This window comes from Crossiella cryophila (assembly GCF_014204915.1).
Lineage (GTDB): Bacteria > Actinomycetota > Actinomycetes > Mycobacteriales > Pseudonocardiaceae > Crossiella > Crossiella cryophila.
Map to the genome: position 1 here is coordinate 1,433,007 of NZ_JACHMH010000001.1, position 21,511 is coordinate 1,454,517.

General features: G+C 70.5%; 20 protein-coding genes. 7 read left to right on the forward strand and 13 right to left on the reverse strand.

Translation table 11 applies throughout. From position 1 onward, the window contains the following. Positions 1–37: 37 nt before the first annotated feature. Positions 38–292 carry a hypothetical protein gene (locus tag HNR67_RS06815; RefSeq protein ID WP_185010257.1) on the reverse strand — a complete coding sequence of 85 codons (255 nt, stop codon included), beginning with the start codon at positions 290–292 and terminating at the stop codon, positions 38–40. A 139-nt stretch (positions 293–431) separates the two neighbouring features. Here HNR67_RS06815 and nth point away from each other — a divergent pair, with 139 nt between their 5' ends. From nth to HNR67_RS06835, 4 genes are read left to right on the forward strand one after another with little or no spacing between them, the layout of a single operon-like run. Continuing rightward, positions 432–1,118 carry an endonuclease III gene (gene nth, locus HNR67_RS06820; protein WP_185010259.1) on the forward strand — a complete coding sequence of 229 codons (687 nt, stop codon included), beginning with the start codon at positions 432–434 and terminating at the stop codon, positions 1,116–1,118. Positions 1,119–1,126: 8 nt separating this feature from the next. Further along, complete coding sequence (locus HNR67_RS06825) at positions 1,127–1,744, forward strand: TlpA disulfide reductase family protein (RefSeq protein WP_312986629.1); 618 nt, start codon at positions 1,127–1,129, stop codon at positions 1,742–1,744. Then, positions 1,741–2,442 (forward strand): NUDIX hydrolase, encoded by a 702-nt coding sequence (locus HNR67_RS06830; protein WP_185001241.1) that lies wholly within the window; start codon positions 1,741–1,743, stop codon positions 2,440–2,442. The genes HNR67_RS06825 and HNR67_RS06830 overlap by 4 nt, the downstream gene beginning before the upstream one ends. Continuing rightward, on the forward strand, positions 2,439–3,623 hold the full coding sequence (locus tag HNR67_RS06835; RefSeq protein WP_185001242.1) for a MarP family serine protease: 1,185 nt from the start codon (positions 2,439–2,441) through the stop codon (positions 3,621–3,623). The genes HNR67_RS06830 and HNR67_RS06835 overlap by 4 nt, the downstream gene beginning before the upstream one ends. Here the strand turns inward: HNR67_RS06835 and HNR67_RS06840 are convergent, their stop codons facing one another. Together HNR67_RS06840 and nhaA are read right to left on the reverse strand one after the other, a co-directional pair. Next, complete coding sequence (locus HNR67_RS06840; RefSeq protein ID WP_185001243.1) at positions 3,624–4,130, reverse strand: phage holin family protein; 507 nt, start codon at positions 4,128–4,130, stop codon at positions 3,624–3,626. 16 nt (positions 4,131–4,146) lie between these two features. Further along, positions 4,147–5,355: a Na+/H+ antiporter NhaA gene (gene nhaA / locus HNR67_RS06845; RefSeq protein WP_312986632.1), complete on the reverse strand. Its 1,209-nt coding sequence runs from the start codon at positions 5,353–5,355 to the stop codon at positions 4,147–4,149. Between the two features lie 163 nt (positions 5,356–5,518). Between nhaA and HNR67_RS46125 the strand changes: the two genes are divergently transcribed. Both HNR67_RS46125 and HNR67_RS06855 read left to right on the forward strand, forming a co-directional pair. After that, entirely contained in the window at positions 5,519–6,322 is an 804-nt protein-coding gene (locus HNR67_RS46125; RefSeq protein ID WP_185001245.1) for a sulfite exporter TauE/SafE family protein, read from the forward strand. Positions 6,323–6,414: 92 nt separating this feature from the next. Then, positions 6,415–7,107, forward strand: coding sequence for a hypothetical protein (locus tag HNR67_RS06855; protein ID WP_185001246.1), 693 nt, complete (start codon positions 6,415–6,417; stop codon positions 7,105–7,107). Positions 7,108–7,163: 56 nt separating this feature from the next. Here HNR67_RS06855 and acs read toward each other — a convergent pair whose 3' ends face one another. Beyond that, complete coding sequence (gene acs, locus HNR67_RS06860) at positions 7,164–9,155, reverse strand: acetate--CoA ligase (protein WP_185001247.1); 1,992 nt, start codon at positions 9,153–9,155, stop codon at positions 7,164–7,166. A 130-nt stretch (positions 9,156–9,285) separates the two neighbouring features. Next, positions 9,286–9,891: a GNAT family N-acetyltransferase gene (locus tag HNR67_RS06865; protein ID WP_185010261.1), complete on the reverse strand. Its 606-nt coding sequence runs from the start codon at positions 9,889–9,891 to the stop codon at positions 9,286–9,288. Between the two features lie 113 nt (positions 9,892–10,004). Between HNR67_RS06865 and HNR67_RS06870 the strand changes: the two genes are divergently transcribed. Next, entirely contained in the window at positions 10,005–10,760 is a 756-nt protein-coding gene (locus HNR67_RS06870) for an oxidoreductase (protein ID WP_185001248.1), read from the forward strand. 25 nt (positions 10,761–10,785) lie between these two features. Here HNR67_RS06870 and HNR67_RS06875 read toward each other — a convergent pair whose 3' ends face one another. The 8 genes from HNR67_RS06875 to HNR67_RS06910 form a co-directional block, all read right to left on the reverse strand. After that, positions 10,786–11,718 (reverse strand): N-acetylmuramic acid 6-phosphate etherase, encoded by a 933-nt coding sequence (locus tag HNR67_RS06875; RefSeq protein ID WP_185001249.1) that lies wholly within the window; start codon positions 11,716–11,718, stop codon positions 10,786–10,788. Then, positions 11,715–12,650, reverse strand: a complete 936-nt coding sequence (locus HNR67_RS06880; RefSeq protein WP_185001250.1) for a MurR/RpiR family transcriptional regulator — start codon at positions 12,648–12,650, stop codon at positions 11,715–11,717. The genes HNR67_RS06875 and HNR67_RS06880 overlap by 4 nt, the downstream gene beginning before the upstream one ends. A gap of 444 nt (positions 12,651–13,094) precedes the next feature. Beyond that, positions 13,095–14,834 carry a serine hydrolase gene (locus tag HNR67_RS06885; protein WP_185001251.1) on the reverse strand — a complete coding sequence of 580 codons (1,740 nt, stop codon included), beginning with the start codon at positions 14,832–14,834 and terminating at the stop codon, positions 13,095–13,097. A gap of 9 nt (positions 14,835–14,843) precedes the next feature. Next, positions 14,844–16,112, reverse strand: coding sequence for an exo-beta-N-acetylmuramidase NamZ family protein (locus HNR67_RS06890; RefSeq protein WP_185001252.1), 1,269 nt, complete (start codon positions 16,110–16,112; stop codon positions 14,844–14,846). A gap of 14 nt (positions 16,113–16,126) precedes the next feature. Further along, positions 16,127–17,851 carry a glycoside hydrolase family 3 protein gene (locus HNR67_RS06895; protein ID WP_185010263.1) on the reverse strand — a complete coding sequence of 575 codons (1,725 nt, stop codon included), beginning with the start codon at positions 17,849–17,851 and terminating at the stop codon, positions 16,127–16,129. Positions 17,852–18,018: 167 nt separating this feature from the next. After that, positions 18,019–18,873, reverse strand: a complete 855-nt coding sequence (locus HNR67_RS06900; RefSeq protein ID WP_312986637.1) for a carbohydrate ABC transporter permease — start codon at positions 18,871–18,873, stop codon at positions 18,019–18,021. After that, positions 18,870–19,754, reverse strand: a complete 885-nt coding sequence (locus HNR67_RS06905) for a carbohydrate ABC transporter permease (RefSeq protein ID WP_312986639.1) — start codon at positions 19,752–19,754, stop codon at positions 18,870–18,872. The genes HNR67_RS06900 and HNR67_RS06905 overlap by 4 nt, the downstream gene beginning before the upstream one ends. Beyond that, entirely contained in the window at positions 19,751–21,049 is a 1,299-nt protein-coding gene (locus HNR67_RS06910) for an ABC transporter substrate-binding protein (protein WP_185001253.1), read from the reverse strand. The genes HNR67_RS06905 and HNR67_RS06910 overlap by 4 nt, the downstream gene beginning before the upstream one ends. Positions 21,050–21,511 lie beyond the last annotated feature (462 nt).

Here is a 21,511-nt window from a genome sequence, read left to right on the forward strand (position 1 = left end):
CCGCCGATCACTCCGAGCAGTCTAGGACTTCACCCGGCTAAGGACGGCTTCGGACACGACGAGGTCGTCGCTGGGCCCGTCCACCGAGCCTTCTGAGCCGGAAAAGTTCGAGTGCGCGACCGATGCCGTGTCCGTAGAGCGCGCGCACCTCGTCGGGGCGGGCCTTCTCCAGGAACTCCTCGACCTCGTCCTCCTGCACGGCGACGTGCCGAAGCCGGTCTTCCACGCGCTCCATGAACAGCGCGAAGAACATCACGATGAGCGGTACGACGAGTACAAACCAGGCAGCCATGATGATTCGATAGTGGCCCATACACCCTCCGTGAGCGCAACCGGGGTCCCCCACAGACGTAAACACCATCGTGTCCAGTCCGTAGGCTGAAGGGGTGGCAGAGCAAACCCGGCTGGCGTTGGTGCGACGGGTGCGGCGCATGGTGCGGGCGCTCGCCGAGGGTTACCCCGACGCGCACTGCGAACTCGACTTCACCAACCCCCTAGAGCTGGCCGTGGCGACCATCCTGTCCGCCCAGTGCACCGACAAGCGGGTCAACGAGGTCACCCCGGCGCTGTTCGCCAGGTACAAGACCGCGGCCGACTACGCGGGCGCGGACCGCGCCGAGCTGGAGGAGTACATCCGCTCCACCGGCTTCTTCCGCAACAAGACCACCTCGATCATGGGCCTCGGCGCCGCGCTGGTGGAGAAACACGCTGGTCAGGTGCCCAAACGCCTGGTCGACCTCGTCGAACTGCCCGGGGTCGGGCGCAAGACGGCCAACGTCATCCTCGGCAATGCCTTCGGCGTGCCGGGGATCACCGTGGACACCCACTTCGGCCGCCTGGTGCGCCGCTGGGGCTGGACCGCCGAAACCGACCCGGTGAAGGTGGAGAAGATCATCGGCGAGCTGGTCCCGCGCAAGGAGTGGACCATGCTCTCGCACTGGATCATCTTCCACGGCCGCCGCGTCTGCCACGCCCGCAAACCCGCCTGCGGGGCCTGCTTCCTGGCCAGGGAATGCCCGTCCTTCGGCGAGGGCGAACTCGACCCGGTCAAGGCCGCCGAGCTGGTCAAGGGGCCGGAGGCACCGCACCTGCTGGCACTGGCGGAGACCCGGCGGTGATCCCCAGGGTGCGATGGTTCGTGCTGATCGTGGTGCTGGCCCTGGCCGCGGTCATCGCGCTGTGGCCGCGCGGCGGCGAGGTCACCCCCAGCGGATCACCTGGGCCGGCCCCGGCGGCCGAACCCGACCTGGCCCCGCTGCGGGCCAAGGCCCAGCTCGCGCCCTGCCCGCAGCCCGGCCCCACCGACAGCGTGGTCGGCCAGCTGTCCGGCGTCCGGGTGCCCTGCCTCGGCCAGGAGGGCCTCACCGACCTCGGCTCGGCACTGGCGGCCAAAGCCACCCTGATCAACGTGTGGGCCACCTGGTGCCAGCCCTGCCGCGCCGAACTGCCCATCCTGGCCGAATACGCCGCGGGCGAGGGCGCGGTGCCGGTGCTCGGCCTCCAGGTCCGCAACGACAGCCGCTCCGCCGGACTGGAACTGCTGGCCGCGCTCAACGTCAAACTGCCCTCGGTGGCCGATGCCGACGGCGCCGCGCAGGCCGCGCTCAAGGTGCCGCCCGCCCTGCCCGCCTCCTACCTCGTCCGCCCGGACGGCGAGGTCCGCAGAATCACCCAGCCGCTGCTGTTCACCTCGGTCGAACAGGTCCGCAGGGCGGTCGCCGACAACCTGGGGGGCGCCCGATGACGCACGGTCCACTGGTCGACCCGGCCGAGCTGCCCGACTGGCTCGCACCCCTGGTCAAGACCACCGCGGAGATCGACCACTCCGCGTTCACCAAGTACAACCCGAAGGCCACCGCCGGCGTGCGCCAGGCCGCGGTGCTCATCCTGCTCGGCGAACAACACCCCGGCTCAGGGCCGGACGTGCTGCTGCTGCGCCGCGCCGACGGCCTCAACTCCCACCCCGGCCAGGTCAGCTTCCCCGGCGGCGCGGTCGACCCGACCGACTCCGGCGTGGTCGAGGCGGCGCTGCGGGAGGCGCACGAGGAGGCCGGGGTGCTGCCGGAGAGCGTGCGCCCGGTCGCCCTGCTGCCCGAGCTGTACATCACCCCCAGCGAGTTCATGGTCACCTCGGTGCTCGGGCACTGGGAGAAACCCGGCCCGGTCGCCCCGGTCGACTTCGGCGAGACCGCCGCGGTGGCCAGGGTGCCCATCGCCTACCTGGCCGATCCGGCCAACCGGTTCCGGGTCCGGCACTCCTCCGGCTGGCTCGGCCCTGCCTTCGCCGTGCCGGGCATGCTGGTCTGGGGTTTCACCGCCGGACTGCTCGCAGGCGTGATCCGGCTGGCCGGCTGGGAGCAACCCTGGGACGAGACGGACGTCCGAGATCTTGAGGCCTCCTGGCGGGCCGTCGAAGAGCTACCAGGCGAGGAGAGCGCGTGAACTGGGTCGACCTCCTGGTGGTGCTGCTGGCGATCGTGGCGGCACTGTCCGGGGCCAGGCAGGGCGTGGTCATCGCCGCACCCGCGATCCTGGGCGCGCTCGGCGGCGCGCTGCTCGGCCTGGTGCTGGCGCCGATCGTGGTCGCCCAGTTCACCAACGTCACCGTGCGGGTGGTGGTGCTGGTCGCGGTGATCGTGCTGCTCGCGGTGCTCGGCGAGACCCTGGGCGTGCTGATCGGCCGCCCGCTGCGGGAGAAGATCCACCGCTCCCGGATCGTCTGGCTGGACAACACCCTGGGCGCGATCGTGCAGGGCGCGGTGGTCTTCGTGGTGGCCTGGCTGCTCGCGGTGCCGCTGACCTCGGTGGCAGGCCTGCCAGGGCTGTCCGGGGCGGTCAAGGGCTCTGCCGTGCTGGGCACCGTGGACGAGGTCATGCCGCAGGCAGGCAAGGACCTCTCCGGCGAACTGCGCAGGCTGCTCAACGTCTCCGGCTTCCCGACCCTGCTCGACCCGTTCAGCTCCACCCCGCGCACCGACGTCGGCCCGGCCGACGCCGCCCTGGGCAACAGCCCGATCGCCAAGGAACTCCAGGCCAGCGTGCTCAAGGTGCGGGCCCAGGCCTCCTCCTGCTCCCGCGCGCTGGAGGGCACCGGGTTCGTCATCTCCCGCGGCCGGGTGATGACCAACGCGCACGTGGTGGCGGGCGCGGACACGGTGGCCGTGGAGGTCGGCCGAGGGCAGTTCGACGCGACCGTGGTGCTCTACGACCCGCAGACCGACGTGGCCGTGCTCGACGTGCCCGACCTGACCGCCGCCGCACTGCCCTTCGCCCCGGCCGACGCCAAGTCCGGCCAGGACGGCATCGTGCTCGGCTACCCGCTCGACGGCCCCTACACCGCAACCGCGGCCCGGATCAGGGACCGCATCCAGCTGCGCGGCCCGGACATCTACGAGTCCCGCACCGTCACCAGGGACGTCTACACCGTGCGCGGCACAGTGCGCAGCGGCAACTCCGGCGGCCCGCTGGTCGACCCGCAGGGCCGGGTCATCGGCGTGGTCTTCGGCGCCGCGGTGGACGACCAGGAGACCGGGTTCGTGCTCACCGCGGCCGAGGTCGCCGCCGAGGTCAAGGACGCGCCGAAGCTCACCCGGCGGGTCTCCACCGGGGCCTGCGCGCGCTGATCAGGCGGACTGCTGCTGCTCCGCCTCGGCGGTGTGGCGGCGGGGCAGCACCTTGCCGGTGTCCTTGAGCGTCTCGATGGTCCGCTTCGGGCCGCGGATGGTGCGCACCCTGCGGTAACCGAGGAACCCGAGCAGCCCGGCCGAGACCAGCATCAGCACGAACACGATGCCGAAACCGCCCCACCGTGGCAGCCACACCGAGAGCAGCTCGCCGAGGGTGAAGAACAGGAAGAACATGCTGAAGGCGAGCACGGCCAGGGCGAGGATGAAGTAGACACTGCCCTTGACGCCCTTCTTCACCTCCGCACCCAGCTCGGCCTTGGCTAGTTCCAGTTCACTGCGGAGCAGCGTGGACAGGTGGGTGGTCGCCTCGCGGACCAGGCCGCCGATCGACTGCTCACCTGGCGCGGCCTCGAAGTCCGACAGCGGGATGGACGGGACGGGCGGCAGCCCGGCGCCGTCGGGGCTGCCGCTGGCGTTGTGCTGGGCGCGGGTCACGCCCGACATCGTGCCATGCAGCGGATCAGTCCACAGTTTCCGTGCCCCGGTGCGCCCTGCTTCGGCGCAGCAACATCAACGCGGCCAGCAGCGCGGCCACCGCCGAGGCCACCAGCACCGCCGCCTTGGCCACCTCGGCCTCACCGGCGGGCAGCGCCAGTTCGGCGATGAGCAGGCTGACGGTGAACCCGACGCCGCCGAGCATGGCCACCGCGGCCATGTCCCGCCAGCTCAGTTCCGCCGGTTTCTCGGCCAGTCCCAGCTTCACCGCGACGAAGGAGAAACCGAAGATGCCCAGCAGCTTCCCGGCCAGCAGCCCGGCGATCACCGCCAGCGCGATCGGGTCCTGGGTGAGCATCCGCAACGCGTCCGCGCCGATCGGCACCCCGGCGGCGAACAGCGCGAACACCGGCACCGCGAACCCGGCCGAATAGGGCTGCAACCGGTGCTCCAGCCGCAGCGCGGGCGCCTCCCGCTCGTACGGGTCGGGGCGGACCCTGGTCAGCAGGCCCAGCGCCACCCCGGCGATGGTGGCGTGGATGCCGGAGGCGTGCACCGCGTACCAGGTCAGCAGCCCGATCGGCACGTACAGCCAGGAGCTGCGGATCCGCTTGTGCTGCAGGTACCAGTACAGCGCGCACAACAGGATGGCCGCACCGAAGGCCAGCAGATCGAACTTGGCGGTGAAGGCGATCGCGATCACCGCGATGGCGCCCAGGTCGTCCACCACGGCCAGGCTGAGCAGGAAGATCCGCGCACTGCTCGGCATGCCGGAACCGGTCAGCGCGAGCACACCAAGGGCGAAGGCGATGTCGGTGGCCACCGGGATCGCCCAGGCGCCCTGCGCCCCGGGCGAACCGGCCGAGACCGCCAGCGCCACCATGGCAGGCACCATCATGCCGCCCATCGCGGCGATCACCGGCAGCAGCGCCGAGCGCACCTCGGCCAGCTCGCCGATGACCAGTTCGCGTTTCAGCTCAAGGCCGACCACGAAGAAGAACAGCGCGAGCAGCCCGTCCTTGGCCCACTCGCCCACGGTCAGCTTCAGATGCAGGGCATCCAGGCCGATCGGGAAATCGCGCAGGAGGCGGAAGGACTCGCCCCACGGCGAGTTGGCCCAGAGCAGGGCGATGGCGGTGGCGACCAGCAGCACGACACCACCGACGGTCTCGGTGCGCAGGTAGCGGGCGAACTCGGCGGCGGCGGCCTTGGGGCGGCGGAGGCGAGCGTGCACGGGCGGCTCCATGAAGGGTCGGCTGTAACAGTCGCCGACCAGACTTCCCGGCACACCCTGATGCGACCTTAACGCCTCGACTGGGCGAAATATAGGTGCTTAGCACAACCAAGTGACGTAAAGCACCAGGACAGGGCCGGTACGGGCTGCCTAGGTTCGAATCGTGCCCGCTGACGCGCCGACCGAGTCACCGCGGCCGCACGCGGTGCGGCTGATGCTCATCGGACTGGCCGCGGGTGTGCTGGCCGGACTGTTCGGGGTGGGCGGCGGCATCGTGATCGTGCCCGCGCTGACCGCGTTGTGCGGCCGGGACCAGCGGCAGGCGGTGGGCACCTCGGTGATGGCGATCGGCCCGCTGGCCATCTCCGGCACGGTCGGCTACCTCTACGCCGGCGAGGTCGACGTCTACATCGCGGTCCCGCTGGCCCTTGGCACCATGATCGGCGCCTGGCTGGGCGCGGCCCTGCTGGACCGGGTGCCGCTGGCCCTGCTGCGCTGGCTGTACGCGGCGCTGGCGCTGGCCACCGCGATCCGCTTCCTGACCGTGCCCGGCGTGACCAGCGGCCCGGTCGAGCACGACCTGCTCGCGCTCTCCCTGCTGATCCCGGTCGGCGTGCCCATCGGCGTGCTGGCCGGGCTGACCGGCATCGGCGGCAGCACCGCGATGGTCCCGGTCATGCAGCTGGGCTACGGCGTCGGCGCGGCCATGGCCAAGGGCACCTCGCTGCTGGTGGTGCTGCCCTCCTCGGTGCTGGGCGCCTGGCGCAACGCGCGCAACGGCAACGGCTCGCTCCGGGACGCGGCCTGGATCGGCGGCGCGGGCGCGTTCACCGCGATCGGCACCAGCTTCCTGTCGGTGTCGCTGGACCCCCGGCTGTCCGATTTGCTCTTCGGCGGACTGCTGGTGCTGATCTCAATTCGGACAGTTTGGCCGGATCTCCGGCGAAGAGGCACTCGTTCGGGCTAGCCTGCGCGGCTGGTGGGAGTCGGTGGAACGGATGGGCGGTCCGGTGCGTCAACTCCATCGACCGGGCGAGCGAGCGACTGGGGAAGACCGAGATGAAGAGCATTGTCCGTTGGGTGGTCGTGACCGGGATCGGTCTGGTGATGCTGATCGTGGGCATCAGCAACATGAACGCCACCGAGGTCACCTGCGGCAGCCAGGTGATGAAGCCGGGTGACACCTGCACCAGCACGGCCCGGCGCAGCCGCACCACGACCACCAGGACCTACGCCGAGCAGCGGGACTCCGACCGGACCTTCGGCCTGGTCATGACCATCATCGGGCCGATCCTCATCCTCGGCGGCGGTCTGATGACGGTGCTCACGGTCAACAAGAACAAGCGGATCAAGGCCGCCGCGGCCGCCGGTGGCGGTTACCCGCAGCCGGGCCAGGGCGGCTACCCGCAGCCCGACCAGGCCGCGCAGGGCTACCCGCAGCAGGGCCAGCAGCAGTACCCCGGCCAGCCGCAGCAGGGCTTCCCGCAGACCGGCCCGCAGCCCCAGCAGGGCTTCCCGCCCGGCTACCCGCAGACCGGGCCGCAGCCGCAGCCGGGCTACCAGCCCACCGGACCGCAGGGCCAGCCCGGTTACCCGCAGCAGCAGCCGCAGTGGGGCCAGCCGCAGCCCGGTCACCAGCAGCCCGGCCAGTACCCGGCGCCCGGCCCGCAGGCGCCGCCCGCCTACCAGCAGCCGCAGCCCGGCCAGTACCCGCCCGGCTACCAGCCGCCCGCGCCGTACCAGTCGTCCTGAACAAACGCGAAGGCGCCGTTCCCCAGCCAGGGGAACGGCGCCTTCGCGTTGGTGGCTCAGTCCTCGCTGGCGGAGCCCTTCTGCAGGCCCGCGCTGATCAGGTTCATCACCGTGGAGTCGGCGAGCGTGGTGACGTCGCCGACCTGCCGGTTCTCCGCGACATCACGCAGCAGGCGGCGCATGATCTTGCCGGAGCGGGTCTTGGGCAGCTCGGGCACGACCATGATCTGCCGCGGCTTGGCGATCGGGCCGATCTCCTTGGCCACGTGGTTGCGCAGCGCCTGCACCGCGGCGTCGCCGCCGTCCACCGCGTCCCCGCGCAGGATCACGAAGGCCACGATGCCCTGGCCGGTGGTCGGGTCGGCCGCGCCCACCACCGCGGCCTCGGCCACGGTCGGGTGCGAGACCAGCGCCGACTCCACCTCGGTGGTGGAGATCCGGTGGCCGGAGACGTTCATGACGTCGTCCACCCGGCCGAGCAGCCAGATCGCGCCGTCAGTGTCGTACTTGGCGCCGTCCCCGGCGAAGTAGAAGCCCTGGGACTCAAAGCGCGACCAGTAGGTCTCCCGGAAACGGGCCTCATCGCCCCAGATCCCGCGCAGCATGGACGGCCACGGCTGGTCCAGCACCAGGTAGCCGCCGCCACCCTTGCCGACCTCGTTACCGGCCTCGTCCACCACCTTGGCGCCGATGCCGGGCAGCGGGCCCATCGCCGAACCCGGCTTGGTGCTGGTCACCCCGGGCAGCGGGGAGATCATGATCGCGCCGGTCTCGGTCTGCCACCAGGTGTCCACGATCGGCGTCCGGTTGGCGCCGACGTGCTCCCGGTACCACATCCAGGCCTCGGGGTTGATCGGCTCGCCCACGCTGCCCAGCACCCGCAGCGAGGACAGGTCGTACTTGGCCGGGATGTCCGCGCCCCACTTCATGAAGGTGCGGATCAGGGTGGGCGCGGTGTAGTAGATCGACACCCCGTACTTCTGCACGATCTCCCAGTGCCTGCCCTCGTGCGGGGTGTTCGGCGTGCCCTCGTAGACCACCTGGGTCGCCCGGTTGGCCAGCGGCCCGTAGACGATGTAGGAGTGCCCGGTCACCCAGCCGATGTCCGCGGTGCACCAGTAGACGTCGGTCTCCGGCTTGAGGTCGAAGACGTTGCGGTGGGTGTAGGCGGCCTGGGTGAGGTAGCCGCCGGAGGTGTGCAGGATGCCCTTGGGCTTACCGGTGGTGCCCGAGGTGTAGAGGATGTAGAGCGGGTGCTCGGCGTCGAATGCCTCGGCGGTGTGCTCGGTGGACTGGGCCTCCACCAGGTCGTGCCACCACAGGTCCCTGCCGTCGGTCCAGTCGACCTCGGACTCGGTCCGGCGCACCACCAGCACGTGCTCCACGCTGGGGTTGCTGGCCACGGCCTCGTCCACCGCTGGCTTGAGCGCGGCAGGCTTGCCCCGCCGGTACTGGCCGTCGGTGGTGATCACCAGGCGGGCCGAGGCGTCCTCGATCCGGGAGCGCAGCGCCTCGGCGGAGAAACCGGCGAAGACCACACTGTGCGGCAGCCCGAGCCGCGCGCAGGCGAGCATGGCGAAGATCGCCTCGGGCACCATCGGCATGTAGATGGCCACCCGGTCGCCCGCGACCAGGCCGAGCGAGGCCAGCGCGTTGGCCGCCTTGCTGACCTCGTCCTTGAGGTTGGCGTAGGTGATGGTGCGGGTGTCGCCGGGCTCGCCCTCCCAGTGGATGGCGACCTGCTCACCGTGCCCGGAGGCCACGTGCCGGTCGACGCAGTTGTAGGCGACGTTGATCCGGCCGCCGAGGAACCACTTCGCGAACGGGGCGTCGGTCCAGTCCAGGACCTTGGTGAACGGCGTGTGCCAGTGGAGCTGTTCGGCCTGTTCGGCCCAGAACGCCTCCCGGTCCGCCGCCGCCTGCTCGTACAGGGCGGGCTTGGCGTTGGCCTCGGCGGCGAACTCCGCGCTGGGCGGGAACGTCCTGCTCTCGGTGAGCAGGTTGTCCAAGGTGTTGCTCGATCCGGCGTCGCCACTAGGCGGGGTCATCGCGTGCGCCCTCCCTGCATCGTCGGTGGTGGCTGCGGGGCAACGGTAGTGCGATCCGTCACCCGCGAGTAGACCTCCCCCCACAAAGGTATAGACCACTTCAGCCATGCTCACCCGATAGAGTGGCTTGTCAGACGGGTGCGGGGGAGTTCGCCAGCCGCGTGCGCAACGCCGTGCGGACGGCAGGCCACTCATCGGCGAGCATCGAGTACAGCACCGTGTCGCGCAAGGTCCCGTCCGGCCGGATCCGGTGGTGCCTAAGGATTCCCTCCCGCTGCGCGCCAAGCCGCTCGATCGCCCGCTGGGAGCGTTCGTTGCGGATGTCGGTGTGCCACACCACCCGCAGCGCCGCCAGCTGCTCGAAGGCCCGGCCCAGCAACAGCAGCTTGGACTCGGTGTTGAGCGCGGTGCGCTGCCAGGGCGTGCCGATCCAGGTGTGCCCGATGGCCAGCGCCCGCTGCGCGGGCACGATCTCGTAGAAGGAGGTCACCCCGGCGACCGCGCCGGTGGCCACCTCGATCTGGGCGTAGACCAGCCGGTCGCCGTCGGCCTGTGCGGCCAGGTGGTCCTGGACGAAAGTACTGGTGCCCGCCAGGTCGCTGGGCCAGTGCGCGGACAGGTGCGTCCACACCGAGGGGTCCCGGCCCGCGGCGTGCAGGCCGGCCACATGGCCGGGGGTCAGGGGTTCCAGGCGCACGTGCTCGCCGGTCAGGGTCGGTTGGCGCCACCAGTCGATGTTGTCCACGCAACCGACGGTAGAAGCCCGCAATGGCCTGTTAAACGGCCACCGGGGAGCGAATCCAGCAGGCCAATCCTGACTGTCGGCTCAGCCGGGTACGCTCCGCCGTCGTGAGTCCGCTCGCCACCGATCCGTTGCGTCCGTTGCTCGAACTGCCCGGTGTGGCCGAGGCGGTGGAGACAGCGCGATTCGCCATCGCCGAGGTGCACCGGCATCCGACCAACCGGCGCGGCTGGCCGACCACGGCCGCCGAGGCATCCGTGCGCGCGGCCAGGGCCTCTGCCGTGCTCGACGGCGGCAGCGCCGAGATCCCGGCCGCAGGCGAGGTGAGCGACCCGGTGCTGGCCGGCGCGCTGCGGGTGGCCGAATCCGTCGGCCTGCTGCTGACCACCTGGCAGCGGGCCCCGTTGCAGGCGCTGGCCCGGATGCACGTGCTGGCCGCGGCCGACCTGGTGCCCGGCGCGGATCCGGAACTACTCGGCCGCCCCACCGCCGATCCGGCCGTGGCCGCCCGGCTGGACCTGCTGGCCCAGCTGGTGGCAGGGGGCAGCAAGGTGCCCGGCCCGGTGGTCGCCGCCGTTGTGCACGGCGAACTGCTCACCCTGGTGCCCTTCGCCCAGGCCAACGGCGTGATCGCACGCGCGGCGGCCCGGCTCACCTGCATCGCCACCGGCCTGGACCTCAAGGGGCTCGGCGTGCCGGAGGTGTCCTGGATGCGGCACCCCGAGGCATACCTGAGCGCGGCCCGCGGCTTCGCCTCCGGCGAGCCCGACGGCGTGGCGAACTGGATCGTGCACTACTGCCAGTCCCTGGAGGCGGGCGCCAAGGAGGCGGTCTCGATCGCCGAGGCGGCCGCGGCGAACTGAGGTCCGCCGCAGCCTCCACGGTGGCTCAGCCGGTCGCGGCCCGCAGGCTGTCCATGGCGTGCCGGACATGGCCGCTGCTGGCCTCCAGCGCCCTGGTGGCGGTCTCGGTGTCCACTCCGGAGAGCAGGCACACCAGCGCGGTCTTCACATCGCCCTCGGCGGCCAGCAGCGCCGCCGAACAGGTCTTCTCATCCAGCCCGGTGGCCTCGCCCAGGATGACCAGCGACCGCCCGCGCAGCTTGGCGTTGGTGGCCTTCATGCTGACCATCAGGTTGGAGTAGGTGCGGCCCAGCCGGACCATCACCGCGGTGGAGAAGGAGGTCAGCACCAGCTTCTGCGCGGTGCCCGCCTTCATCCTGGTGGAGCCGGCGATGGCCTCCGGACCGGTGTCCACGGCCAGCCGCACGTCCACGTCCACCCCGGCGATCGCGGCCGGGTTGGCCGAGACCAGCCCGGTGCGCGCGCCCAGCCGCCGGGCCGCGGCCAGCGCGGAGAGCACGAACGGGGTGCGCCCTGACGCGGCGAGGCCGAGCACGAAGTCCTTGGGGGAGGCGTGTTCGGCGATCACCGCGGCCCCGGCCTCCAGGCTGTCCTCGGCGTCCTCGACGGCCTGCCGCAGCGCGGCCGCACCGCCGGCGTGGTGGGCCAGGAACCAGTCCGTCGGCGCGCTGAAGGTCGGCACCAGCTCGGCCGCGTCCAGCGTGGCCAGCCGACCGGAGGTGCCCGCTCCGACGTAGTGCACCCGGCCGCCGGAACGCAGCGACTCCACCGCGAAGTCCACCGCCCTGGCCAGCTCCGGCAGCACCAGCGCGACCGCGCCGGGGACCAGCTGGTCCTCGGCGTTGATCATGCGCAGCATGTCCTCGGTTGGCAGCTGGTCGAGTTCGAGCGTGCGTGGGTTGCGGCGTTCCGTCGGCGAGTCCACCCGGACCGAGGGACGCGGCGTGGGGAAGCTCATTTGCCGGTCTCCCGCTGGCGGCGCCTGCCGTCCGGGCGCGGCCCGAGCCGGTGCCCGCTGACCGCCTCGAAGGTGGCCTCCAGGGCCGCCGTCGCGGAGCCGTGGTGGCGCTGGGCCACCCCGACGAACAGGCAGTCGATCACGGTGAGCTGGGCGATCCGGCTCGCGGTCGCACCGGAGCGGAAGGTGGTCTCCCTGGCCGCGGTGGTCAGCACGTAGTCGGCGACCTCGGCGATGGGGGAGCGCGGGAAGTTGGTGAGGGCGACCGTGGTCGCGCCCCGGCTGCGGGCCACCCGCAGCGCCTCCACGGTGTCCGCGGTGGCGCCGGTGTGCGAGATGCCCACCGCCACATCGCCCTTGGACAGCACCGCGGCGGAGGTCAGCGCGATGTGGGTGTCGCTCCAGGCGAAGCTGATCCGCCCGATGCGGTGCAGTTTCTGCTGCAGGTCCATGGCCACGAAGGCGCTGGCGCCCACGCCGTAGACGTCCACCCGGCCCGCCGCGGACATGGCCTCGACGACCTTCTCCAGCTCCACCACGTCGAGCTGGTCGGCGGTCTCCTCGACCGCGCGGGCATCGGCGAAGGAGACCTTGCTGACCACCTGGCGCAGGTCGTCGCCCTGGCCGATGTCACTGCCGAGATCGCGGTCGGCGCGGGCCGCGGTGCGCGCGGTGTCCGCGGCCAGCGCGATGCGCAGGTCCGGGTAGCCGCCGACGCCGATGGCCTTGCAGAAGCGGGTCACCGTGGTCTCGCTGGTGCCGGCGGCCTCGGCGACCTCGGTGATGGAGCGGTGCGCGACCACGGCCGGATCGCTGAGCACCACCTGGGCCACTCGCTGCTCGGCCCGTGCGAGTCCCGGGAACAGGGAGCGGATCCGTACCAACGGACTCGTGTCAGCGATGTCCGGGGCCGAGCCAAGGGAAGAGGCCATGTCGGAAACTTACTAACAGTTAGGCAGAGAATCAACAGGTCATCTGGCGTCTTTGTGCTGCCTCAGCCCACTGTAACCCCGTTACCGCGCGGTGTTGAGGAAGAACTTTCGGCGGCTGATAACGGGCAAATGGTCACCGTTGTCCTTCAATCGAACGACACCGGGGATTCATGTTCTGCCGCAGGTCAGGGCCGTGAGCGGGGCGTTCGAATGTCACCGCCGTCTTAAGTCTGCCAAGATCATCGGATCTGTGCACACAGTCCCCCGCCGGACTCCGTTCGGCTTAGTCAGCGGGGTCGATTAGCCCGTTCGTGTCTCCGAATCGTTACGCCCCGGTGTCGCCCCTGGAACCGGGGGTTGACGTGCTCGAACCCGTACCGACACCGGTACGTGTTGTGCCCGGTAAGCCGGGTTCGCGGCAGTGGTGAGTCCTTCACCACATCGTCATCTGCTGACCGTGGTCCAGCCCTGCGCGGTGAGTGCTTCCGGGTGCTTCTCGGCGTCCAGCAGCACGCCCCGGCGGTCGCTGATCCGGATGCCGTCGAGGAAGACCCCGCGGCCGGTGTACTGCTTGTCGCTGGCGTAGCGCCAGCGCAGGGTGACCGAGGCGGCCACTGGCAGCTCGGCGGAAACCCGCCACCAGGCCCGGTGCCCGGCTCCGGTCAGCGCGGTCACCGCGTCCGCGGGCGCGCCCGCTCCGGTGGCGGTCAGGGTCAGCGGCTGCCAGTTCACCCCGCCGTCCACGCTGGCCTCCACGGTCACCTTGTCGGTGCTCTCGGTGTCGACGAAGGCGGCGAAGTTCAGCCGGGCCGGTCCGCGCTGGTAGAGCGCGCCGGTGCGCAGCGTGGCGGCCTGCTCCTCGTTGGCCGCGGAGTGCCAGGCGTCCTTGCCGTGCCGCGGCTGCACCGCGAGGGACTGGGCGAAGCCCTGGGCCAGGGCACGCCGGGCCGGGTTGTTGGAGCCCCAGGCCCGGGACGGGTGCACCCGGTTGGACAGCAGCACCGCGACCGAGCGGGACACCGGGTCGATGACCAGCGAGGTGCCGGTGAACCCGGTGTGCCCCGCGGTGCGCGGGCTGGACAGGCCCTCCATGTACCAGCGCTGGTCCAGCTCGAAGCCCAGGCCGTGCGCGTTGTCCGGGAAGCCGGTGTTGTGGTTGGTCATCATCTGCCGCAGCGTGCGCTCGCGCAGGATCCGGTGGCCGCGGTAGGTGCCGCCGTTGAGGATGGTCTGCCCGAGCACGGCCAGGTCGTCGGCGGTGCCGAACACCCCGGCGTGCCCGGCCACGCCACCGAGTGACCAGGCGTTCTCGTCGTGCACCTCGCCGCGCACCATGCCGCGGGCCGGCGTGGTCATGAACTCGGTGGCCGCGGTCCGCGCCTTGTCGGCCGGGTTGTAGCCGGTGTCCCGCATGCCCAGCGGCTCGGTGATCCCCTTGCGCACCAGCACATCGAGGGGATCGCCGGTGACCTTCTCCACCAGCACGCCGAGTGCGATCAGGTTGAGGTCGGAGTAGATGTAGGCCTTGCCGGGCGGCTGCTGGAGTTTGGCGGTGAGCGCGCCCAGGATCCGGCTGGGCTTGTCCGGGTGGTCCCGCCACAGCGGCAGGAACGGCGGCAGCCCCGAGGTGTGGGTGAGCAGCTGTTCGACGGTGATGGCGTCCTTGCCGTTGGCCGCGAACTCCGGCAGGTAACTGGCCACCGTGCGGGCCAGGTCCACCCGGCCCGCCTCGACCTGCTGCATGACCGCGATCGAGGTGAACAGCTTGGAGATCGAGGCCAGGTCGAAGATCGTGTCCGTGCGCATCGGCGCCTGCTGCTCCGGCGGCAGCTCGGTGCCGATGCCGTCGGCGTAGCGCAGGGCCTGGCCGGTCGCGGTCCTGGTGACCACCCTGCCGTCGTGCGCCAGCAGCGTCACCGCGCCCGCGAACAGCGGTTTCGCCGTGCCCTGCGGCTGCGTCCAGTTCCTGATCTTCTCCAGCGCGGCGTTGATCGGCGCCGGATCCAGCCCCGCGCGCTCCGGGGTCGAAGCGCGCAGGGTGGTCCAGAAGGGGGCGAAGCCCGGATGCGGGCGGTCGAAGCGGCCGGACACCCCGCCACTGTCACCTGTTTCCGCCGCCGCGGCCGGTAGACCCGCGGTGAGCAGTGCGAGCAGCAGCACGGGCACGATCATCCGGCGACGCATGGATCCCCCTCAGCGGTACAGCAGGTACTGGGCGCGATGACGGCGGAAATCGGTCTGCTCCTGGCGGTAGGAGCCGACGATCTCCTCGGTGCTCGCACCGCGGTCGACCATGTCCTTGAGGCGCTCGGTGCCCCACAGCTTGTGGATGAAGTTGTCCGGCCGCCAGCCGAACAGCTCCGGGTACAGCCGTTTCGCCAACACGATCATGGCCACCCCGGCCTGGATCGGGTCGAAGGCGCGCGGATCGGTGAGCACCAGCTGCACGCCACCGCAGTTGACGTTGACGTGCTTGTTGAAGGTGGGCACGAAGTAGTTCTCCCGGAACAGCACACCCTTGAGCCCCAGCGCGTTGAGCGCCTCCGCCCAGCGCCAGTCGATCTTGGGCAGGCCGACCGTCTCGAACGGCCGGGTGGTGCCCCTGCCCTCCGACAGCAGGGTGCCCTCGAACAGGCAGGTGCCCGGGTATACCAGCGCGGTCTCCGGCGTGGGCATGTTCGGGCTCGGCGGCACCCAGTGCAGGCCGGTGCTCGCGAAGAGCATGTCCCGCCGCCAGTTCCGCACCGGCACCACGTCGAGCTGCTCGACCCGCTTGCCGGTCTCGGCTGGCAGGAAGGTGTCGTTGTAGAGCCGGGCCAGCTCGCCCATGGTCATGCCGTGCCGCAGCGCGATCGCCTTGCGGCCGACCCCGGAGGCGTGTTTCGGGTCCAGCTGCGGACCGTGCGCCTGCCCGCCGATCGGGTTGGGCCGGTCCAGCACCAGCACGGCCGCGCCGGTGAGCACGGCGGCCTGCATCGCGGTGTAGAGCATCCAGATGTAGGTGTAGAACCGCACGCCCACATCGGCGATGTCGAAGACCACCACCTCGACGTTGGCCTTGCGGTACATCTCGGCCAGCTTCACCGCGGTCGCGCCGTAGGCGTCATAGACCCGGACCTTGGTGCGCGGATCGTCGTACTCGCCCTCGGAACCACCGGCCTGCGCGGTGCCGCGGAAACCGTGCTCCGGACCGAACACCCCGACCAGGTTGACCGCCCCGGAGGCGACCATGGTGTCCACCAGGTGCCCAAGCCCGTCGGAGAGCACCCCGGTCGGATTCGTCACCACCCCGACCCTGCGGCCCTTGAGCTGGGCGAACCCGTTGTCCGCCAACCGGTCCGCGCCGGTGCGCACCCTTCGCCGGTCGCCGCCCTCGGGTTCGGCCAGCGCCGTACCCGCGGTCAGCAACGGCACTGACAACGCCGAGGCGGCCAGGAAACCGCGCCTGCTCACACCATCCATGGCTGGATCTCCCGTCACCAGGTGAGGCCGAAGCCGAACGGGTACCGGATCTGCGCCGGGTCGCCCAGCACGGGCACGCCCACCGGCAGCTTGCCGCTGGGTTTGGCCTCGCCGAAGAGCACCTTGGTCAGCGATTCCATCGACACCGCGGTGGCCGAATAGGTGGTCAGCCAGGTCTTCGCATCCTCGATGGCCACGTCGTACGGATCCCGCACGGCCACCCCGACCACCGGTTTCCCGGTCGCCACCAGCCGTTTGACCAGCTCACGCTGTTGTGCGTCCGTGGTGGCCCGGTTCGTCAGCACCAACACCAGGTCCTGTCCCTCGGCCGCCGCGACCGCCTTGGCGATCACCGCCTCGGTCGGCTTGTCCCCGGTGACCTGCACGGTCGGCGTCACCCCGCGTGCGGTGAGCTTCTGCCCCAGCGCGGTGGCACTGCTCGACCCGGCCACCAGCACCTTGCCGGGCTTGGCGCGCAACGGAAGCAGTCCGGCGTCGTTGCGGACCGCGGTGACCGTGCGGTCGGTGACCTGCTGCGCGGTGGCCAGGTGCGCGGGGATGCCCACGACCTTGTCCACCGCGGCTTCATCGACCAGCGGATGGGTCAGCGCACCGCGCTTGATCTTGAGCAACAGCACCCGGAGCAGGCTCTCGTCGATCCGCCGCTCACTGATCTCGCCACTGCGCACCGCGTCCAGCACGGCCTTGATCGCCACGTCCAGGTTCTTCGGCATCAGCAGCATGTCCGCGCCAGCCTTGAGTGCCAGCACCGGGATCTCCGCGTCCGGGTGCTTGATCCGCACCGCCTCCATCTGCAGCGAGTCGGTGATGATCACCCCGCGGTAGCCGAGCTGGCCACGCAACAGACCGGTCAGCATCTTCGGCGAGAGCGTGGCGGGCTCACCCGAGTCGTCCAGCTTGGGCGTCACGATGTGCGCACTCATGATCGAGTCCACGCCCGCCTTGATCGCGGCCTGGAACGGCGGCGCGTCCAGCTGCCGCCACTGCTCCGGGGTGTGGTTGATCACCGGCAGCGTGTAGTGGCTGTCCTGGTTGGTGTCCCCGTGCCCGGGGAAGTGCTTGACCGTTGCCGACACGCTCTGCCCGAACCGGCCCTGCTGATAGCCCTTGACCTGCGCGGTCACCTGCTGCGCGACCAGCTTCGGATCGCTGGAGAAGCTGCGCACGCCGATCACCGGGTTGGCCGGGTTGACGTTGACGTCGGCATCCGGCGCGAAGTTCTGGTTGATGCCCACCGCGCGCAGTTCCCGCCCGGTGATCTCCGCGGCCTGCCTGGCCAGTCCGGCGTCCCTGGCCGCCCCCAGCGCCATGCTGCCAGGGAACAGCGTCGCCGGCGAGCTGAACCGGGTGACCACGCCCTGCTCCTGGTCGGTGGAGATCAGCAGCGGCAACCGTGCCCCGCTGCTCATCGCCGCCCGCTGCAACCCGTTGGACAGCGCGGCGACCTGCTTGGGGTTGGCGAAGCTGTCCGTCCAGTTGAAGTAGATGACCCCGCCCAGGTGGTACTTGCGCACCACCTCCGCCGGGGTGGCCACCCCGTACTCGGCCAGGTTCTTCGGGTGCGCCGAGTCCGCGGCGGGCCCGTAGGCGTAGGTGACGAAGAGCTGCCCGACCTTCTGCTCCAGGGACATCCCGCGCATCCGCGTCGCCGCGGCCTGCTCCCCGGTCAGCGCCTCCGCTGCCGTCTCCGGTGTCGCGCTCGCGGGGAAAACCCCCATGACGGTGACCGCGGTCAGCGCCGAGAGCGCCGCCGCGAGTGGCCGGCCAACCTGGTGCACCGATGCCTCCCTGCTGGTCAGGACTAGTTCGGGTAACTCTTCACAAAAAGGACTAGGTTGCCTGCAAGTTACTGACGTGATCTGGACGGGTCAACGGCCGTACGGCGTCATTTGAACCCGGTCTGCGCGATCCCCTGCACGATCTGACGCTGCATGAACAGGAACACCACGACCACCGGCGCCATCGTCACCACGCTCATCGCCAGGATCAGGTTGAACGGAACCACCTCCTCCGCGGCGAAGCGGGCCAGCGCCACCTGCAGGGTGTAGGTGTGCTCGTCCTGGGCCACCACCAGCGGCCACAGGAAATCGTTCCACCGCCACACCACCGAGAAGATCGCCACCACCGCCAGTGCGGGCTTGCACAACGGCAGCACCACCCGCAGGAAGATCCGCGGCTCGCCGGCGCCGTCGATCCGGGCCGCCTCGATCAGCTCATCCGGGATGGTCAACATGTACTGGCGCAACAGGAACACCCCGGTCGGCGTGGCCGCGGCCGGGATGATGAGGCCCCACAACGAGTTCACCAGTCCCAGATCGGCCACCACCTGGTAGACCGGGATGAAGATGACCTGCAACGGCACCATGATCGTGCCGAGGATGATGAGGAACAGCGTGGTCCGGCCGCGGAAGTTGTACTTGGCCAGCGCGTAGGCCGCCATCGTGTTGACCACCAGCGTCAGCACCGTCGCGGCCACCGTGACCAGCACGCTGTTGCGCAGATACACCGCGAAATTGAAGCGCCCCAGCGCGTCCACGTAGTTGTCCGGCCGGAAACTCTCCGGCAGCAACCGCGGCGGCCGCAACGACAACTCGGTGCTGGACTTGAACGAGGACAACACCGTCCACAGCACCGGGGCCAGCACCAGCAACGCCAGCGCCACCAGTCCCGTGTAGGCCAGCACCTTCCCGGCAGGCGGCATCGGCCTGCCGCCGATCCCGGTCCACCGCGGCGGACTCACACCGCCTCCCGCCGCCGGGCCAGCCCGAACTGCACCAGCGTGACCAGCAGGATCACCACGAACAACAGCACCGACCCCGCCGAGGCCAGCCCGTAGCTGATGGGCGATTCGAACCCGCGCTGGTAGATGTACTGCACCAGCAACGTGGTCGCGCCCAGCGGACCACCGCCGGTGAGGCTGTAGAGGAAGTCGAAGGACTGGAACCCGGCGATGGTGGCCAGCACCAGCACCACCAGCGTGGTGGGCCGCAACAACGGCACCGTGATCAGCCGGAACCGCTGCCACGGCCCGGCCCCGTCCAGCGCGGCCGCCTCATGCAGGTGCGGATCGATCGCCTGCAACCCGGCGAGCAGGATCAACGCGTAGAAACCCAGGTGGATCCACACCCCGACCCCCACCGCGGCCACCATCGCCAGCGCCGGGTCGACCAGCCAGCCCGGCGTCGGCAGCCCCAGCCCGCCGAGCACGGTGTTGATCAACCCGCCGCGGCCCTGCAACAACCAGCCCCACACCAGGCCGACCACCACGGGGGAGAGCACCATCGGCAGGAAGAAGGTGGCCCGGAAGAACCCGCGCCCGCGCAGCCGCCGGTTGAGCAGCACCGCCACTCCCAGCGCCACCAGCACCGAGATCAGCACGTAGGCCAGCACGAACACCAGCGTGTTGGCCGCGGCGGACCAGAACTGCTCGTCGGAGAGGATCCGCCGGTAGTTGTCCAGGCCGACCGGGCGGAAGGTACGGCCGTTGCTGCTCTCGTAGAAGCTGATGTTGACGCTGTTCAGCGCCGGGTAGATGGTGAAAACCCCGAAGATCAGCAGGTTCGGCAGGAGGAAGAGGTAGGGCGCGAGCCGCTGACCCCAGCCGATCCGCCGCCCGGTCACCGCCCGCTGACCTCCGCATACGCCCGCTCACTCACCTGCCGCACGGTCCGCGCCGCCTCCTCCGGCGTGCTCTGCCCGCCGAGCACCCTGGCGATCTCATCCCGCAACGCGTTGGCGGTGCGCGCGAACGCGGGGGAGGAGTTGGAGGTGTATGCCTCCGCGGGCACCAGTTTCGCCTCGGCCAGGAAGATCCGCATGTCCTCCAGACGCTGCGGATAGCTGATCCCCGGATCGACCAGGTCCTTGCGAGTGGGCAGGAACTGGGCCTTGGCCACCAGCTCCCGCTGCCGCTGCGCGCCGTTCATCCACTCGATGAACGCCGCGGCCGCCGCCGGGTGCTTGGACTGCTTGAACGAGACCATGTACTTGCCGCCGGGAAAGCCGCCACAGCGCGCCGCACACGGGTTCGGCGCCGCCGCGAACCGGAACTGACTGGCCTTGGCCAACTGGCTGACCTGCCAGTTCCCCGACAGGTACACCGCGGCGTCCTGGGCAAGGAAGATCTCGTTGGCGCCCTTGTAGCGCGAACCGGACTCCAGCCAGAAGTCGGTCGGCATCGCCCCGGAAGCGTGCAGCCCGGCGAAGCGCTTGAGCGCCTCGGTGGCCTTGCCGACATCCAGCGCCGGGCGGCCGTCCAGGTCGAAGAAGGTGGTGCCGTACTGACTGAGCATGGTGGCCAGCCGGTGCCCCGACTTGTCCATCGCGATCGCGTACGGCTTGCCGGTGACCCGCCGGACCTTCTCCGCGGCCTCGACCAGCTCGTCCCAGCTCCACCGCTCCGGCACCGGCACCCCGGCCTTGGCGAACAGGTCCAGGTTGACGAACGGGCCGTTGAGGGTCAGATCGCTGGGCACACCCAGGAACTCCCCGGCCGGACCACGCACCGCCCTGGCCGCATCCGGCAGGAAGGCGTCCGGGAAAGTCTGATCGGACAGGTACGGGCGCAGGTCGAGCAGGTCCGCGCGATAGGGATTGAGGTCCTGGGTCCGCGCGACGTCCGGGGCCTTGCCGGCCGCGATCCGCGCCTGCAACGTCCGCTCCAGGTCCGAGTAGGCCACCAGCTGCAGGTTCACCCGCGCGCCGGTGGCGACCTCGAACTTCTCAATCGTTTGCCGAGTCGCGATCTCATCCGGGCCATCGGTGAAGTACAGGTACTCCAGCTCCACCCCGCGCAACTGATCCGGCCCGGCCGGGCGGGCGTCACCGGGCGCGGCAGCCTCCGGCACACCGGGCGCGCACGCGCCCAGCACAAGCAGCAACGCGAGCAAGCCGCCGACTCCGCGCACCGCCCGCATCCCGCCTCCCCCCACGTCCCGCCTGTCGTGGCGGACGCTAGAGAAGCCGCGGTGGTCGTGGCTACGCCCATCCGAGCGGTGTCCGCCACGTTTTGCCTTCGAACGCGATGGTGGCGCCCACCGGCTTTCACCGAGGGCGCCACCAACAGCGTGAACAGTCAGGTTACCAAGCGTGCATCTCGTGTCGTACAAATCTGAGCTCGACGTCCAGCGTCCCGGTACGTAGCCCCTAGACGACATGCCTCCCGCGGCGTGCTGCGCGTGGGTGCCCGCTGTTCACGCACGGAGCCCAGTGGGGTGGATGGTGCTTCTCTTCGCATCATCCCTGGCCAGTTGAGGTCCGCACCTCCATGTGTAGTCCGTGAGGGCGGTCACAGCAAGGGCTCAGACGGGTGCACCGTTTCAGAGGCAGGGATAAACGGAAGGTGTCGGACACGCCGTGGTTGCGGCACAACCACTCCC

Excerpts from the sequence above, each read along its gene's own strand:
- HNR67_RS06855 (WP_185001246.1), top strand. The coding sequence starts at position 6,415 with ATGAAGAGCATTGTCCGTTGGGTGGTCGTGACCGGGATCGGTCTGGTG.
- acs (WP_185001247.1), bottom strand. The coding sequence starts at position 9,155 with ATGACCCCGCCTAGTGGCGACGCCGGATCGAGCAACACCTTGGACAAC.
- HNR67_RS06840 (WP_185001243.1), bottom strand. The coding sequence starts at position 4,130 with ATGTCGGGCGTGACCCGCGCCCAGCACAACGCCAGCGGCAGCCCCGAC.
- HNR67_RS06910 (WP_185001253.1), bottom strand. The coding sequence starts at position 21,049 with ATGCGGGCGGTGCGCGGAGTCGGCGGCTTGCTCGCGTTGCTGCTTGTG.
- HNR67_RS06875 (WP_185001249.1), bottom strand. The coding sequence starts at position 11,718 with ATGAGCTTCCCCACGCCGCGTCCCTCGGTCCGGGTGGACTCGCCGACG.
- HNR67_RS06880 (WP_185001250.1), bottom strand. The coding sequence starts at position 12,650 with ATGGCCTCTTCCCTTGGCTCGGCCCCGGACATCGCTGACACGAGTCCG.
- nth (WP_185010259.1), top strand. The coding sequence starts at position 432 with ATGGTGCGGGCGCTCGCCGAGGGTTACCCCGACGCGCACTGCGAACTC.
- HNR67_RS06890 (WP_185001252.1), bottom strand. The coding sequence starts at position 16,112 with ATGGATGGTGTGAGCAGGCGCGGTTTCCTGGCCGCCTCGGCGTTGTCA.
- HNR67_RS06815 (WP_185010257.1), bottom strand. The coding sequence starts at position 292 with ATGGCTGCCTGGTTTGTACTCGTCGTACCGCTCATCGTGATGTTCTTC.
- HNR67_RS06885 (WP_185001251.1), bottom strand. The coding sequence starts at position 14,834 with ATGCGTCGCCGGATGATCGTGCCCGTGCTGCTGCTCGCACTGCTCACC.
- HNR67_RS06895 (WP_185010263.1), bottom strand. The coding sequence starts at position 17,851 with ATGGGGGTTTTCCCCGCGAGCGCGACACCGGAGACGGCAGCGGAGGCG.
- HNR67_RS06830 (WP_185001241.1), top strand. The coding sequence starts at position 1,741 with ATGACGCACGGTCCACTGGTCGACCCGGCCGAGCTGCCCGACTGGCTC.